Raw genomic sequence first — 17,249 nt, forward strand, 5'->3', positions numbered from 1 at the left:
CTGCAAGTAAGTCAGAAGCAAGTGGGCGGACGATTCAAGTTAAAGCAGGGGATGGCTTCTATGTCTTAGCCCGCCGTGCAGGGGTATCTATGGATGCCTTGCTTAAAGCGAATGGCTTGACTATCGGTAGCATGATTCATCCAGGGCAACAATTGAAATTGCCAGGGGATGCTCCAGTTTCACAAGCCAACAGCAATACAGAAGTTGCTAAGCCACAAGCAGGAGTCAGCACTCCAAATGGGAGCAATCAACAAACAGCTTCTGTTCGGCCAAGTGCTACTAATAATGCAAATCAAAGCGCTGGAACGATTCAAGTAAAAGCAGGGGATGGCTTCTATGTCTTAGCCCGCCGTGCAGGGGTATCTATGGATGCCTTGCTTAAAGCGAATGGCTTAACTATCGGTAGCATGATTCATCCAGGGCAACAATTAAAATTGCCAGCTAATGCTCCAGTGGCTTCTACACCAGCACCAAGTCAAGCAGTACAACCTAATGTTCAAGCAGCAACAAAAGCACAAGGTCAAGTAAATGCTACGCAAGTGAACGCCCAAAGCTCTACAAGTCAAGCCGTTGCATCTCAAACGACAAGTTCAAGTGTTACGGTTCAACCTGGTCAAGGTTTATGGCGTATTGCCCACAATAATGGCATGACCTTGGAAGAATTAAAGCAACTCAATGGCTTGACATCTAATTTGATTTTCCCAGGTCAAAGCTTAAGAGTAAAATAAGAAAAATCCAAATCCTAAAAATGAAAGAGTAAGTCAAAGCCAAAGAATAAGAGCTGACCAGTTGAAAGTAAATGTATCGGTCAAACCCTTTAACTAGGCGATTGGCTTCATACTAAAATACTGGCTTGCCTTTTTAAGAAACGTTTGGTAAGCTAGTAACAATTAATATAAGTGTACTTAGGAGTAGTAAAGTGAGGAAACGGGAGAGAGAACAGACGGTTGGTGAAAGTCTGGCGTGAATCCACTTGAACTTGCCTGTTCAAAAAGTACAATCGGGTCGCGACGTTATACGCATGAAGAGAAAATGTAAGGTGGTACCGCGAAACACGCCCTGACGCTATAGTCGGGTGTGTTTTCTTTTTTTGTAAACTATGCTTAAAAGGGGAGAGCAGATAATGAATTTTTCACATCAAGAAATTGAAAAATATTGGCAAAAAGTTTGGGAAGAAAAAGAGGCTTTTAAAACAACCGATGATCCTAAGAAGGATTACGCTTATATTTTGGATATGTTTCCTTTCCCATCTGGTCAAGGCTTGCATGTAGGCCATCCAGAGGGCTATACAGCTACAGATATCGTTAGTCGGATGAGAAGGGCGCAAGGCTACAATGTCCTCCATCCTATGGGCTTTGATGCGTTCGGTTTGCCGACAGAGCAATTTGCCTTAGATACAGGTCATGATCCAGTAGAATTTACAGAAAAGAATATTAATAATTTCCGCAATCAAATGAAAAACTTGGGTCTTTCTTATGACTGGGATAGAGAAGTGAATACGACAGATCCAGATTATTATAAATGGACACAATGGATTTTTGTCCAACTTTTTAAACGTGGTTTGGCCTATGAAGACGAAATATTAGTCAACTGGTGTCCGGCTTTAGGAACCACTCTTGCCAATGAAGAAGTTATTGATGGGAAATCTGAACGGGGTGGTCATCCAGTTTATCGGAAACCGATGCGACAATGGATGCTGAAAATTACCGCTTATGCAGATCGCTTATTAGAAGATTTGGATGATTTGGATTGGCCGGAAAGCATCAAAGAAATGCAACGTAATTGGATTGGTAAATCAACTGGGGCTGAAATTCGCTTCCAAGTGGCTGATAGCGATGAAAGCTTTATGATTTTTACCACTCGTCCTGATACCTTGTTTGGGGCATCTTACTGTGTGTTAGCCCCAGACCATGAATTAGTTCAAAAGATTACGACAGAAGACAAAATGGAAGCTGTAAAGGCCTATCAAGAAGAAGCTAGTCGTAAATCTGATCTTGAAAGAACAGATCTCGCCAAAGAAAAGACTGGTGTATTTACAGGGGCTTATGCCATTAATCCAGTGAATGGCGAAAAATTACCTATTTACATTGCGGATTATGTGCTATCAACTTATGGTTTCGGGGCGATTATGGCTGTTCCAGCGCATGATCAAAGAGACTACGATTTTGCGAAGGCTTACCACTTGCCAATTCTCCCAGTGATTGAAGGTGGGGATATTGAAAAAGAAGCCTATAGCGAAGATGGCTTGCACATTAATTCAGGATTCTTGAATGGGCTGAATAAGGAAGATGCCATTAATAAGATGGTTGCTTGGTTGGAAGAAAAATCTATCGGTAAAGCTAAGGTCAACTATCGCTTAAGAGATTGGGTATTTTCTCGTCAACGCTACTGGGGTGAACCTATTCCAGTTATTCATTGGGAAGATGGGACAACGACAACCGTTCCGGAAGAAGAATTGCCATTGACTTTACCGAAAACAGATAAAATTGCGCCAAGTCAAACAGGGGAATCCCCATTAGCCAATATCACGGACTGGGTCAATGTGGTAGATCCAAAGACAGGGATGAAAGGAAAACGTGAAACCAATACCATGCCAAACTGGGCAGGGAGCTCTTGGTACTTTATTCGCTATATTGATCCAAAGAATAAAGAAGAATTGGTCAGCAAGGAAGAAGCGGATAAATGGTTGCCGGTTGACCTTTATATCGGTGGGGCTGAACATGCGGTATTGCACTTGTTATATGCCCGCTTCTGGCATAAATTCCTATATGATTTAGGTTTGGTATCTTCTAAAGAACCATTCACAAAATTGTATAATCAAGGGATGATTTTAGGTGAAGGGCATATCAAGATGTCTAAATCTAAAGGGAATACGGTTAACCCAGATGATGTGGTAAAAGAATATGGTGCGGATACTCTACGTCTTTATGAAATGTTTATGGGACCTTTAGATGCTTCTATTGCTTGGTCTCCTAAAGGCCTAGAAGGGTCTAGACGCTTCTTAGATCGGGTATGGCGACTCTTTATCGATGAAGATGATCAAGTCTCTGCCCGTATTCAAGAAAGTCAAGATGACCGCTTGACTAAGGTTTATCATCAAACGGTGAAAAAGGTGACAGAAGACTTTGAACAATTGCATTTCAACACAGCTATTTCTCAATTAATGGTCTTTACGAATGAAGCTTACAAGGCTGAAGTGTTGCCAAAAGCCTACATGGAGGGCTTCTTAGTACTTCTTGGAGCTGTAGCGCCTCACATGGCTGAAGAAATTTGGCATCGTTTAGGCCATGAAGATTTGCTTGCTTTTGCCAAATGGCCAAGCTATGATGAAGCTTCCTTGAAAGAAGATGACGTTGAAATCATTGCCCAAGTGAATGGGAAGATCAAGCAACGTTTAACAGTTCCTCGTGACTTGTCTAAGGATGATTTAGTGGCCTTGGTACAAGAAGATCCAAAAGTTCAAGAAGCATTAGCAGGAAAAACAGTCATTAAAGTAATCCCAGTCGTCAACAAGTTAGTCAACTGGGTGGTGAAGTAGATAGTGTCCTTATTGAAGAAAAGTAAATACCGTTTATTCGAGTCTAATCAGCAGAGTGAGCGGGAAAGGATGGTTAGTGGATCAGCTTGGATGACAGCTGGTTCACTAGCTTCCCGTATATTAGGGGCGATTTATGTTATCCCTTGGCTTTGGATGATTGGCTCTAGCAAGAATGGTGAATTAGCCAATGGCTTGATGAGTGTGGGCTACCGGATCTATAATGTCTTTTTGGCTATAGCAACAGCAGGATTACCAGCTGCTTTATCGAAAACAGTAGCCTACTATAATGAAAAGAAGCAATATCGCAATGCTTGGACTTTCTTTGTTAGAGGGGGAGTCTTGATGGTGGCTTTAGGGATATTCTCGGCCATCCTCATGTATGTGACGGCTCCTCTTGTAGCGACTAATAGTCCAAAAGTGAATTTTGATGATGCGGTTATGGTTATCCGTTCCTTGACTCCTGCAGTGGCGATTATTCCTGTGATGAGTTTAATTCGTGGCTTTATTCAAGGTCACCATCAAATGGCTCCGTCCGCCTTGTCTCAATTTTATGAACAAGTCGCTCGAGTTTTTTATATGTTACTGGCGACTTATATAGTGATGAAAGTATTGAATGGAGAATATGCGGTTGCTGTAGCTCATTCAACTTTTGCGGCCTTTGTCGGAGCGGTCGTTTCCTTGGTATATTTAGTGGTTTTAATTTATCGACAAAAAGATCAATTGTTTGAACGGATTGACTTAGATCAATCACCAGAAGATAGAGAAAATATGGGCTATTATTTTCACATGATGAAGGAAGCTTTGCCTTTTGTTCTCTTTGCTTCAGGGACAGAATTATTTGGCTTAATTGATCAACTTTCCTACCAACAATTGATGACACGTTATACAAGTGTTTCTCCTGTGACCATTGCTAGGATGTATGGTGTCTTCTCTTTTAACGTCCAAAAATTAGTCATGATTGTGATTTCCATTGCAGCAAGTATAGGCATTACATCTTTGCCACTCATCTCAAGTAGCTTTGCACGAGGAGATAAGAAACGCCTAGGTCATCTCATTGAAGAAAATTTAAGTCTTTTTATGCTGGTGATGTTACCGGCTAGTTTAGGTGTTTTTATAGCTGCAGAACCTCTTTACAATGTTTTTTATGCGCCGAATAATTTTGGTGTCCACTACCTGCGCTTGTATGCTTTAATCAGTATATTATTAGGGCTTTTTATGGTTTTGGGCTATATCCTTCAAGCTTTAGATCTGGCAAGGCATATGGTGATCGGCTTATTGATCGGTTTGGCTTTAAAGATGGTTTGGCAACCAGTGATGGTTCGTCTTCTATTAGAATATGGGACAGCTCTATCCAGCTTTATCGGAATTTTGTTGACGGTGGCTTATTATCTTTATGTGATCAGCCAACAAGTGCAATTAAATTGGAAGAGAATCACTCTTCTATTGCTACGTCTATCTAGCATGTGCGCCATCATGCTTCTTGGGACTGCTTTATTACTCTTTACCTTAAAACTTTTCTTACCTGTTCAACGCAAGTTATATGCCTTGATTATCTTGATCCTAGTGGCAGCTGTCGGGAGCTTAATTTACCTTGTCCTTGGTCTGATGAATGGCCAAGCGGATAAGCTTTTAGCTGGACGGGCAGATAAATTACGTGCTCTCTTGCATATTCGTCGTTACGCTGTGAACAATACGTCTAAAGAGTCTAAGAAACAAGAATTGCCTGGTAAAGATAGTCGTGATTTGGGAGAAAGTAAGAAGAATGAGCCAATAGAAAAAACTGGCCAGGAAGATAGAAAAATTGAAAAAACTATCCATAATGATAGAGAAATAGAAAAAGCTAGCCAGGATGATAGAAAAATTGAAAAAACTATCCTAGATGATAGGAAAAAGCTAGACGATCAGTTAGATAAAGTAGGCTTCACTAAGAAAGATGCTCCTCACTTTGAACAGGATCGCCTAACTTATCCCGATGAAGATGTCGATTTATTAGCTGAAGCCAAGCAAAGAGCTTTGGAAAAGCAAAAAGCGGAAGAAGAAAGTCAGTGGGGTCTCTCCTTCCTGTTGGATAATACGGAGAATGAAGAAGTTGCTGTAGATGAAGATGCCCCTGACGAAAGCAGCGAAAAAGAAGAAGTACTAGAGGAAGAAGACAGAAAGATTCCAGAAAGAAATGAGCGCTGGACCTTAAAAGATATTGCTTGGGGTCAAGAAAAATCTGACGCTACAGCAAGAGGTGAAGAGGATGAGACTCGATAAAATACTGGCAGATTCTGGCTATGGTTCACGAAAAGAGGTGAAGAGCCTCTTGAAGCAAGGTCTAGTCTTTGTTAATGGGGAGAAAGTTCTTCAAGCGAAACTACAGTTAGATCCAGAAAAAGATGAAATTGTGGTCAATGGGGAAATATTGACTTACAAGAAAGAAATTTATCTGATGATGAATAAGGCAGCAGGTGTCTTGACGGCTACCCGTGACAATAGTCAAGCGACAGTCTTGGATGATATTGATCCGATCTATAGGAGAAAGGAACTCTATCCAGTAGGACGTTTGGATAAAGACACGACAGGCTTACTTTTACTAACGACAGACGGTCAGTTGGGGCATAGGCTCCTTAGCCCAAAATGGCACGTGGAAAAAGAATACCAAGCCCTTGTGAAGGGACCTCTACCGACTGATGCCTGCCAAAGGTTTGCTTCAGGGATGACCATTGACGGAGGAGAGATTTGCCGGCCTGCTCGATTAGTGTTAACAGAAAAAGCTGAGACTGTTCCTTATCAAGTGGTTTATATTAGCTTGACGGAAGGGAAATTTCATCAAGTCAAAAGAATGGTCAAAGCCCTAGGATCTGAAGTACTTGCCTTAAAAAGAGTCAGTATGGGGTCATTGAAGTTGGATCCTCAATTAAAGGCTGGCGAATATAGAGAATTAACCCAGAAAGAGTTAAGAGATTTAAGCAACAATATGGTATAATGAATGCAATAACTCGAAAGGATGGGATAAATGTGACAATCGATTGGAAAAAAGAAGTCGAACAACGCCGCGAGGAATTGTTGGCAGACTTATTTGATCTCTTAAGAGTACCTAGTGTACGAGAAGATGATAAAGCAACAGCTGATGCACCAGTAGGACCTGGGCCAAGAGCAGCTTTGGAAAAATTCTTATCCATTGCAGAGAGAGATGGTTTCTCTACAAAAAATGTGGACAACCTTGTGGGTTATCTAGAATTCGGTCAAGGAGACGAAATGATGGGTCTCTTGGGTCACGTTGACGTTGTACCAGTTGGGACAGGCTGGGAAACAGATCCTTTCGATCCAGTGATCAAAGATGATCGTATCTATGCTCGGGGTTCTTCAGATGATAAGGGACCTACTATGGCATGCTACTATGCTTTGAAAATTATCAGAGACTTGGGCTTGCCAATCAAGAAACGCATTCGTTTTATTGTTGGGACAGACGAAGAAACAGGTTGGAAATGTATGGACCGTTACTTTAAAACGGAAGAAATTCCAGATTTCGGTTTCTCTCCAGATGCAACTTTCCCAATTATTAATGGTGAAAAAGGGAATGTAACTTTCCAAGTATCGGTTAAAGGAGAACAAAAAGCGGATGCTCCTGTTTACTTGCACAGCTATGATGCAGGTTTGAAAGAAAATATGGTTCCCCAAGACGCCAATGCTATTGTCGAATTTAAAGATAAAGAAGGCGTTGAAAAAGCTTTCTTTGACTTTGTCGAAGCTAACCCAATTTCTGGTACCCTCGAATGGAATGAAGACGGTTATGCAGAAATTCAATTGGTTGGTAAAGCTGCCCATGGTTCTACTCCAGACAAAGGGATCAACGCTGGGACTTACCTAGCTCTTTACTTGAATAGCTTACAGTTGACAGGGCAAGCTAAACAATTTGTTCAATTGATTGCTGAAAAAGTTCATCAAAACTTTAATGGCGATAAATTAGGTGTAGCCCATCATGATGAAGTTATGGGAGAAACCTCTGTAAACGCTGGGATCATTACCTTTACAGAAGAAAGTCACGGCTTGCTTGCTTTGAATATGCGCTATCCACGTGGCATTGAAGTGGAAACGATGGAAATCGGTATGGAACACGAATTAAGCCCTTATGGCGCAACTATCGCGCGTGGACCACACAAAGAACCACACTATGTAAGCCCAGAAGATCCACTAGTGAAGACGCTATTAGACGTCTATGCTAAACAAACAGGCCTGGTTGCACACGAACAATCCATTGGTGGAGGAACTTATGGTCGCTTGATGAAACGTGGGGTAGCTTATGGGGCTCTCTTCCCAGATTCTATCGACACCATGCACCAAGCTAATGAATTTATGGCTTTAGATGACCTCTTTAGAGCTGCAGCTATTTATGCTGAAGCTATCTATGAACTAGTCAAAGAATAGACAGCTTTTAAGGCAATAAGGGCAAAGATAACATCTAGCTTTATAATCTATCAAGGCAAAGATTACATCTAGCTTTTCAATCTATAAGGGCAAAGATAACATCTAGCTTTTCAATCTATAAGGGCAAAGATAACATCTAGCTTTTCGATCTATCAAGGCAAAGATAACATCTAGCTTTTCGATCTATCAAGGCAAAGATTAGCTTTTCCTGTTAAAGCTTAAAAGGACTAGTTGGCATTTGCCCAAAAAAGCCAGTGAAAATTCTACCTACAAGCTATAGGACTCTTGTCTCTACTATATTAGAGGCGAGGGAACTATAGCTTGTTTTTGTATAGAGCCGAAAAAGTTTATATGGCTATGGTATAATGGCCTTTAGAGGAGGGGGAATACCCTTGATAGAAATAACATCAATTCAAAATGCTCAAGTGAAGCAATGGAAAAAACTCAAGACAGCTAAAGGGCGTCGTCAACAGTCTTTATATTTGGTGGAGGGGCCTCATTTGTTGGATGAGGCGCTGAAAACAGGTCAAAAGATTGAATGGATCATGACCAGTCAAGCAGAAGAAGTTTTTTCGAATTTTGCGCAAAAATACGACGAAGAAGTCCTCAATAGTTATCGTTGGGTGCATATCAGTGAGGAAATTAGGAAAGAATTATCTGCAACAGTGACCGATCAAAATGTGTTTGCGGTGATCGAAAAATCTATTAGTCAAGACTTTACTGTAGACGCTAAGAGTCGTTTCTTAGTTTTGGATGGGATTCAAGACCCTGGGAATATGGGAACTTTACTGAGGTCTGCAGTGGCTTTTGGCTTTCATCAAGTCTTTTTATCGCCAGACTGTGTGGATATTTACAATGACAAGGTCTTGCGTTCCGGCCAAGGTGCACACTATTATTTACAATTTTCAACAGGGGATCTCGAGACTTTTTACGCTAAACTGAAAGAAGAAGGCGTTGTTGTCTATACGACTGCTTTAACTAAGGATAGTATATCAAGTGATCAAGCAAGCTATAGAAGTCCTCTTGCCTTAGTTCTGGGTAATGAAGGGAAAGGGGTATCTAAAGTGAGCCAGACTGCTTCCGATAAGAATATCTTAATCCCAATGTCTACCAGCATTGATTCATTAAATGTTGGGGTCGCAGGATCTATTCTTTTATATCAAGCCAGCTTAGTGAAGTAGGTGTTAGCGATGTATGACAGATGGAAAAAGGATCAAGCCTATCTGGATATAGTGGCGGATTTACTGGCCAGTGAACAAGTCCAAGCCCTAAAAAATTATGAGCATCATCATGCAACTACTCGGCTAGAACACTGTTTGACGGTATCCTATCGCTCCTACCGTATAGCGAAGGCTTTGGGTTGGCAAGCTAAAGCTGTCGCTAGAGCGGGTTTGCTTCATGATCTTTTCTACCATGATTGGCGGGTAACAAAATTTGAAGAGGGAAGTCATGCCTATGCCCATCCTTATATCGCCTATCAAAAGGCTTTAGAAATTACGGATCTATCAGATTTGGAAAAAGATATTATTGTGAAGCATATGTGGCTATCGACCATAGCTTTTCCAGAATACAAGGAAAGTTACCTAGTATCCTTTGTTGACAAGTATTCAGCTGTTTTAGAATATTTCACTGGTTTAAAGGGTCGCTTGAAAAGAAAGTTGAAGAAAGTTCAGACCAAAAGGAAATTCAAATAATCAGTTGATTTAAGGGGAGCTATTTTGAAGCTCCTTTTTCATTAAGGCATATTTAGCCTAGAAATTAAGCTTTCTATCACTAGTTTTCTTGAAAGTTGGGCTAAAGCTTGATACAATACAGCTAACAACATTGACAAGAACGGCGATGGCATCAGTTACCTTCAGGGAGTCTGCTCCATAGATTGAGAGGGGAGATAGGGAGGATGCTATTGTTTTCACTCTTAGAGTTAGCTTCGGGAGGGGAAACCTGAAAGAAGTCTCGGCAAGGACCGTTATTCCATTAAGCGCCAAGTCTCATGACTTGGAATAAGGGTGGTACCGCGACCATTTCGTCCCTTTTATGGGGCTTTTTTTATTGCCCAAAAGTTAAGAAGTGAAAACTCTCTAAGCACCCTTTCAAAGTAGAGGTAAAATTGTCAATGCAAGGCTTATAGATAAGAATGGAGGAAGCAAATGGATATCAAAGAAATCAATAGCCATTTGGATTTAGTGTTGGCTAAGGCAGAAAAAGACTTGGAAGAAGTCACTGAATTAAAGGATTTACAGGCTGTTAAGGTGAGCTACCTTGGGAAAAAAGGGCCTTTGAAAGCAGCTATGAAATATATGAAAGATTTGTCTAATGAAGAGAAACCTCTTTTAGGGCAAGCGATTAATAAGGTACAAGAAGCGATTAACGAAAAAATTGAAGCCTTACAAGTTCATTTAGAAGAAAAAGCTTTAGAAGAAGCCCTTGAAAAAGATGCTCTAGATGTGACTCTCCCCGGTCGGAAACATGCTACTGGTCACCGCCATGTTTTAGTCCATATTATGGAAGATATTGAAGACTTGTTTGTAGAGATGGGTTATCAAGTGGTAGAAGGTTACGAAATAGAAAGTGACCATTATAACTTTGAAATGATGAATTTACCTAAAAATCACCCCGCACGTGATATGCAAGACACTTTCTATATTACGGATGAAGTCCTTTTGCGAACCCATACTTCACCAGTTCAAGCACGTACCATGGAGGCGCATGATTTTTCTAAGGGGCCTTTGAAGATGATCAGTCCTGGTCGGGTCTTTCGTCGGGATGATGATGATGCAACGCATTCTCATCAATTCCATCAAATCGAAGGTTTAGTTGTATCTAAAGATGTGACTTTAGCCGATTTAAAGGGGACTTTGGATTTATTAGCCAAAGAATTATTTGGTTATGATCGTGCCACTCGCTTACGCCCATCTTATTTCCCTTTTACTGAACCATCAGTAGAGGTAGATGTATCTTGTTTTAAATGTGGGGGAGAGGGTTGTCATGTCTGCAAAGGAACTGGTTGGATTGAAATCCTCGGTTGCGGAATGGTTCATCCTCACGTTTTAGAAATGGCTGGGGTAGATCCTAAAGAATACCAAGGTTTTGCCTTTGGGATAGGGGCTGACCGGATTGCCATGTTAAAATATGAAATCGAAGACATCCGTCATCTCTACCAAAACGACCAACGTTTCTTGAATCAATTCTAGGAGGCTACTATGAAACTTGCATATGAATGGTTATCAGATTATTTAGATTTATCAGCAATAAGTCCAGAAGAAATGGGCGAAAAATTATCAAGAACAGGTATAGAAGTCGATGCTGTAACGCATTTAGATGGGAATATTGATGGCTTGATTGTGGGGCAAATTGAGAAAATTGAAGCCCACCCACAAGCCGATAAATTACGTGTGACTACCATTAACATTGGGGATAAACGCTTGCAGATTGTATGTGGGGATCCTTTGATTCAAGAAGGGCAAAAAGTTATTGTGGCTCAAATAGGGGCACATTTGCCAGCTGGCGTCAAAATTAAAAAAGGAAAACTTCGTGGGGTTGTTTCGGAAGGGATGCTTTGTAGTCTCGAAGAATTGGGATTTTCTGACTCTGTTGTGGCAAAGGAAGACAAGAATCGTGTCTTCTCTGTTCCAAATGAGATTGAAATCGGTTCTGATCCACTAGAAGCCTTAAAGATGCACCAAGCTATTGTGGAATTAGACATTACGCCTAACCGTGCGGATGCTTTGAGTATGAGAGGGAGTGTTCGTGAAATTTCAGCTGTCTATGGTTTAGACAATAGTTTAAGTCCTGACCAAGCTCTAACGAATTCGACTGATCATACGGAGACTTTTTCTGTAAATGTAGAAGCTGATAGTGTCAAAGAATACAATTTACTCGCGATTAAAGGTGTAAAAATTGCGCCAAGTCCTCTATGGTTGAAGGCTCGATTGATGCATGCGGGTATCCGTCCAATCAATAATGTCGTGGATGTGACCAACTATATTTTGATGGAATATGGTCAACCACTTCATGCTTTTGATGGGGATAAAATAAAAGGTAAAGGGCTTTTGGTACGTTATGCCAAAGAAGGGGAAAAATTAGTTACCTTAGATGGTCAAGAGCAAAAATTGTTGACGACAGATGTCGTTATTTCTGATGAAAATGGTCCGGTTGCTTTAGCTGGCGTCATGGGGGGCTTAGATTCAGAAATTACTGAAGAAACCACGACCGTATGGCTAGAAGCTGCCCTCTTTAATGGCATTGAAATTCGTCAAACATCTAAACGATTGAACATGCGTAGTGAGTCTAGTGTGAGGTTTGAACGGGGCATTAACCAAGCGACTGTTTTAGAAGCTGGCTTGAAAGCTGCAGAAATGATTACTGAGCTAGCTGGCGGAAAGCTAGAAGAAGCTATAGCAAGTGTTAGTCGCCTAGATTTTGACTTGCCAAGGATTGATTTACATTTAACTCGCTTAAATCAAGTTTTAGGGACAGACTTAAGTTTAGACACAGTTGAACGCATCCTCAAACAATTAGACTTTAATTACACGCTTAATGGAGAAACTTTCTCTGTTGAAGTGCCTAAACGCCGGTATGATTTGTCTATTGAAGAAGACATGATAGAAGAAGTCGCTCGAATTTATGGCTATGACAATATTCCAATGACTTTACCTAAAGTAGATGGGCATTCTTTCGGCCTCACACCTTCACAAATTTTAAGACGACGAGTGGAAGATGTTTTGGTCGGGGAAGGTTTAAGTCAAGCGATCTCCTATGCCTTGACCACTAAAGAACGTTCAGAATTCCTGAAAGTTGGTGAAAGCGTTGAATTAGCCATGCCGATGTCCCGTGATCGGTCTGCTGTTCGTCAAAGCGTAGTAGCTAGTTTGCTCGAAAGTGTGAGTTACAATGTTAACCACCATTTATCCGATGTCGCCTTGTATGAATTAGGAAACATTTTCTATCATGATGAAGATAGTCTTGGGGGACAACCTCATCAAGTTTATCATTTAGGGATTGCCCTAACTGGTAACCGACAAGCAAATGATTGGTATGCGAAAGCCCGTCCAGTAGATTTTTATGACGCTAAAGGTTTAGTTGAAGAAGTCCTTTCTACTCTACGTTTATCCGATCAAGTTATTTATCAAGCAGCTAGTCACTATGAGGGGATGCACCCAACACAAACAGCGGAAATTCTTTTAAGAGGAAAAGTTGTTGGTTTAGTGGGTCGTTTACATCCAAAGATGGAAAAAGCTTATGGCTTAAAACAAACCTATTTGGCAGAAGTCAACTTGGATGCCGTATTTAAGTGCTATCGACCACTTACTGCCTATACACCAGTAGTGAAACATCCAACCTCTAGCCGAGACCTCTCTATCTTAATGGATCGAGCAATTAGCTTTGCACAAGTAAAAGAAGTGATCCAAAAGATAGCTGGAAAACTCCTAATGGATATTCATCTTTTTGATATCTACCAAGGAAAGGGTATAGAACCCGATAAGAAGAGTATGGCAGTCAATTTAACCTTCCAAGGGAAAGATCGTACTCTGACAGATGAAGAAATCGATGAACGGATTGAAAAGATAAAAGAAGCTCTAGTAGAAAGCTTGTCTGTAGAAATTCGTTAAACAAGTAGCGAAAGGTAAGCGAAACTTATAGACGATTTATAGAAATAAACAGCGCCCTAGTCTTTGGAGAGACTGGGGCGCTGTTTGTATACTAAAAAATGATAAAGTTGGGGTTAAAAGGAACCGCCAACTTCCACAGAGATGGTGGTCTTGAGGAAGAGTAAGGGGATGGAGGAGTGGATAACAAGAGAAAGGATTTATATAAAAATCTTTGCCAGAAAAAGTATAAATGTTCTTAAGAAGCTGTCAAGGCTTGCTAGGCTATAGCACTTGACAGGACTTTTTTAACATTTATTTGCTAGCTAGGTAAAGAATGAAGCAGTAGCTTGTACTAGAAATTTACACAATTATATGGGCTTAACAGCTATATCATCGTTGCCTGCAAATAATTATACCTCACGCTCTAAAGGTAAATTAATAATAACTCTAAAGAATTTATTTTCTTGACTTTCCACTTTAAAAATTCCCTTATGAACTTCAATAATTTGTTGGGAGATCTTTAATCCCATGCCATGTCGCCTAATTCCTGATATGTCAAATTCTTCACTTATTTTACTATCATAAATTGACGATAGTTTATCATTTGCTACGCCGATGCCATCATCCTCAATTGTAAGTATTAAAAAGTCTTTATCTCTGTGTAGACAAATCTTCACATTACAACCTTTAGGATTATGGAGAATAGAGTTATAGATAATATTATGAAATACACGAGAAATTAGGTTTTTTTCAATTGAGATTTTATTATTTAGAAGCATATCATCAAATTCGAATGAAAAATTTATATTATCCCAGACTTCTTGATTTATTATATGTATAATGATCTCCTTGAAAAATGGGATTATTTTGACTGACTCTAATTTTAGAGCAAACTGGCTATTTGTTAATCTGGCAAAAATATTTAAGTCATTTACAGTATTTTGAATATAATAACTCTCATTAACAATAGAACGTAAGCGTCTTAATTGATTTTTATCCGATATATCAGATTTAATAAGAGAAGCGTTTGAAATAATGACTGAAAGAGGCGTTTTTATATCATGCGCTATACCAGAAATCCAATTTTCTTTAAACAGTTCGCTTTCCTTAAGTTTTTTGTCAGCAATATTTATAGCATCCGTTAATTGTTTTAGCTCATCTTCAGTTGAAACAGCACTACTTAGTCCCTCTGGAAGTTTCTTTATAGCTAAAACTAAGGGAATAATCTTACGTTTGACTAGCCTAGTGCTGTAGGTATAAAGAATTAATATATACAAACAATTTATGCCAAGCAGAAAAAAAGTTAAAGCAATCAAGCTCTGCAGGTCGGATTTTTCATAATAATCAAAAGGCAATCTAAAAACTTTATCTTTTGAAAAACCAAAAATAATAATCTTGTTATTAATAATTTGTACGAATACTGGGTAATCCATTAAATAATAACGTGTAAACTTAGCAACATCAGTTAGTTTATATTGAGATGGAACTTCATTAGGTTTCTTAAATTCATAGATTTCATGACCACTAGTAGAGTCTAATATCAAAATCCACACATTTTTAGAATGAGCTAATTTTTTCCCTGAGTTAGATAATTCGGGGGAATTAGAACTGAGGTTAAGTTGCTTGACTAGGCTATTCACTGTATCCATAACGTTTGTTTGATTTGCATGACTAAAAATAAAAAAAACTAGAATAAAAATGTCTATTATGGACATGACTACAATTGAAATAATAAAACGTCTGATAAATTGCGTTATTACACGTAGTCTAAACATGTACAAGCTCCTATACTATTAGTTTATAGCCTAGTCCTTTGACGGTTACTAAGAATTGTGGCTTTGAAGGGTTAACTTCGATTTTTTCCCTGATATTCCTAATATGAACCATTAAAGATTTTTCGTATCCATAGTTTTCAATTCCCCATACTGAATCACAAATTGATTCTGTAGATACAATATAATTTTTATTATCATATAATTTGCGAATAATTTGAATTTCTATTGGAGTTAAAGAAAATTTTTCGTTATTTTTTTCGACCATTGCATTTCCTAAATTAATCAAGCAACGATCTAATTTAATGATGTTCGTGTCTTCTTTGTAGGATCGGCGGAGAAGTGAAATTAGACGGTAAATAAGAATTTTAGGGAGGAAAGGCTTAGTTATGAAATCATCTCCGCCAGATTGTAGACCTTGAACTTCATCTTCAGGGTCATTTTTTGCGGTTAGAAAAAGAATCGGAATATCTGAACTTTTTCTTATGTAGTTAGATAGTAAGTATCCTTCCCCATCTGGAAGCATGACGTCTAATATAATCAAATCAATAGAATGATGAATAAAAGACTCGATTCCTTCACTAATACTGTATGCACTATATATTTTTGTAAAACCGGAAACTGACAGTATCTCTCTTATTGAATTATTTAAAGCAACATCATCATCTACAATCAATATTTTTCTAGTCAAAAAAGGATTTTCTATATTCATAAGCTCTCCTAAAATGTTAATTCTTCATAGATATATTTAAAGTATAGCAAAAAATTAAAGAAAAAAGTAATCCACAAAACTCTTTAGGTCTTCTTTAGGTAAATTTTATTTTTAATTTATCTCAGGCTTATAAAATGTAATTGTAGCAAGATAAAGATGCTTGGTATAGATTTGCTTTAAATGAGGAGATAGCTATGAAACAAAAAAACAAACAAAGTGACGCAGAAATAAAAGCAGTAGATGCTCTACAAGAAGTAAGTTTGGAGGAACTTGACAAAATTATAGGTGCTGGAAATGGAGTAGTATATACCCTAACTCACGAATGTAATTTAGCTACTTGGACAAAAAAACTAAAATGTTGTTAAGCGTTTAATTATTTTTTACGTAAGTTATCAAGTGTTTTTATCTGCTGCATCTTAAGTTGTGTTAAGTAACTTAATATACTTTACGATTTTGTGTCAAGTCATTTTTTAGTATAAGCTTGATATTGTATAAGGAATGGATAATAAATCTATGAACCAGAATGAATTATATACTCAATTTGATGAATTTCCTTCATCTGTAATTGACCAGAAATTTAATTGCAAATTGTTGAAAAATTTAAATAATAAAAAAGTATTAGAGAGAATTATATTGGACGACTATAGGTCAACATTGATTTACTTAATTAACGAAAAAAGAGTAAATGATGAACTGAAAGGTAATACGCCTGAAGAACGCTATGATTACTTTAATAAAGGGCTATGTGCTAGTGGTGAAATTTTCAAAGAAATTGAAGAAAGATTTCCGGAAATTAACGCTAGAATTGAAATAAAAGTGAAAAAATACTTACACTTGAACGAGCTTGCAAAAGAGGATTTTATAAAAGACTTTACATTTTTATGCAGTAATAATTTTTTAGATTCTGATCAATTAAAGCCTGATTTAAATAAACTTGAAATTGAAGTTACTGGTGATATACATGACGGAATGGCTGTATGTGTCATCACTTATGACGATCAAAAAGTAGTATATAAAAGGAAAAGTTCTATACCAAATAAATTTCTAAAAAAGATAGATTTAATGGTAAGTAGATTTTTAAACAAAGAGATCCATATTATTCCTGATTTTTTAGATAGAGAGGGATATTTTTGGGAGAAATATATACATGTTCAAAAATTAAATTACGTAAATTTCAAGTACAAGTTAGCCACCCCCTAAATTTTTCACAAAGGGAGAGCTGTGGC

13 protein-coding genes are annotated in these 17,249 nt (G+C 38.5%); 11 read left to right on the forward strand and 2 right to left on the reverse strand.

Annotated features, from left to right (window positions below; all coding sequences use genetic code 11):
- From D3H64_RS09800 to pheT, 9 genes are all read left to right on the forward strand, one after another.
- Positions 1 to 728 (forward strand): LysM peptidoglycan-binding domain-containing protein (locus tag D3H64_RS09800; protein WP_121566035.1); only part of this gene is annotated, 728 nt, incomplete at its 5' end.
- 395 nt (positions 729 to 1,123) lie between these two features.
- The gene (gene leuS / locus D3H64_RS09805; protein WP_121566036.1) at positions 1,124 to 3,538 is read left to right on the forward strand and encodes a leucine--tRNA ligase; all 2,415 of its coding nucleotides are present in this window, start codon (positions 1,124 to 1,126) and stop codon (positions 3,536 to 3,538) included.
- A 69-nt stretch (positions 3,539 to 3,607) separates the two neighbouring features.
- Positions 3,608 to 5,797 carry a polysaccharide biosynthesis protein gene (locus D3H64_RS09810; protein WP_121566037.1) on the forward strand — a complete coding sequence of 730 codons (2,190 nt, stop codon included), beginning with the start codon at positions 3,608 to 3,610 and terminating at the stop codon, positions 5,795 to 5,797.
- A complete protein-coding gene (locus tag D3H64_RS09815) occupies positions 5,784 to 6,509 on the forward strand; it encodes a pseudouridine synthase (protein WP_121566038.1) in 726 nt (241 codons plus the stop codon). The genes D3H64_RS09810 and D3H64_RS09815 overlap by 14 nt, the downstream gene beginning before the upstream one ends.
- A 32-nt stretch (positions 6,510 to 6,541) precedes the next feature.
- The gene (pepV, locus tag D3H64_RS09820) at positions 6,542 to 7,951 is read left to right on the forward strand and encodes a dipeptidase PepV (RefSeq protein WP_121566047.1); all 1,410 of its coding nucleotides are present in this window, start codon (positions 6,542 to 6,544) and stop codon (positions 7,949 to 7,951) included.
- Between the two features lie 392 nt (positions 7,952 to 8,343).
- Positions 8,344 to 9,132 carry an RNA methyltransferase gene (locus D3H64_RS09825; RefSeq protein WP_158589283.1) on the forward strand — a complete coding sequence of 263 codons (789 nt, stop codon included), beginning with the start codon at positions 8,344 to 8,346 and terminating at the stop codon, positions 9,130 to 9,132.
- A 9-nt stretch (positions 9,133 to 9,141) separates the two neighbouring features.
- Positions 9,142 to 9,645, forward strand: coding sequence for an HD domain-containing protein (locus D3H64_RS09830; RefSeq protein WP_121566040.1), 504 nt, complete (start codon positions 9,142 to 9,144; stop codon positions 9,643 to 9,645).
- A gap of 453 nt (positions 9,646 to 10,098) precedes the next feature.
- The gene (gene pheS, locus D3H64_RS09835; protein ID WP_121566041.1) at positions 10,099 to 11,142 is read left to right on the forward strand and encodes a phenylalanine--tRNA ligase subunit alpha; all 1,044 of its coding nucleotides are present in this window, start codon (positions 10,099 to 10,101) and stop codon (positions 11,140 to 11,142) included.
- A 9-nt stretch (positions 11,143 to 11,151) separates the two neighbouring features.
- Positions 11,152 to 13,560: a phenylalanine--tRNA ligase subunit beta gene (pheT, locus tag D3H64_RS09840; RefSeq protein WP_121566042.1), complete on the forward strand. Its 2,409-nt coding sequence runs from the start codon at positions 11,152 to 11,154 to the stop codon at positions 13,558 to 13,560.
- 389 nt (positions 13,561 to 13,949) lie between these two features.
- Here pheT and D3H64_RS09845 read toward each other — a convergent pair whose 3' ends face one another.
- Complete coding sequence (locus tag D3H64_RS09845) at positions 13,950 to 15,314, reverse strand: sensor histidine kinase KdpD (RefSeq protein WP_121566043.1); 1,365 nt, start codon at positions 15,312 to 15,314, stop codon at positions 13,950 to 13,952.
- 10 nt (positions 15,315 to 15,324) lie between these two features.
- Positions 15,325 to 16,023, reverse strand: a complete 699-nt coding sequence (locus tag D3H64_RS09850) for a response regulator transcription factor (protein ID WP_121566044.1) — start codon at positions 16,021 to 16,023, stop codon at positions 15,325 to 15,327.
- Between the two features lie 194 nt (positions 16,024 to 16,217).
- Here D3H64_RS09850 and D3H64_RS09855 point away from each other — a divergent pair, with 194 nt between their 5' ends.
- Positions 16,218 to 16,388, forward strand: a complete 171-nt coding sequence (locus tag D3H64_RS09855; RefSeq protein ID WP_121566045.1) for a lacticin 481 family lantibiotic — start codon at positions 16,218 to 16,220, stop codon at positions 16,386 to 16,388.
- A gap of 148 nt (positions 16,389 to 16,536) precedes the next feature.
- Positions 16,537 to 17,223 (forward strand): DUF4135 domain-containing protein, encoded by a 687-nt coding sequence (locus D3H64_RS09860; protein WP_121566046.1) that lies wholly within the window; start codon positions 16,537 to 16,539, stop codon positions 17,221 to 17,223.
- Positions 17,224 to 17,249: the final 26 nt, after the last annotated feature.

Origin of the sequence: Atopobacter sp. AH10 (genome assembly GCF_003664595.1) — a bacterium.
GTDB lineage: Bacteria > Bacillota > Bacilli > Lactobacillales > Aerococcaceae > Atopobacter.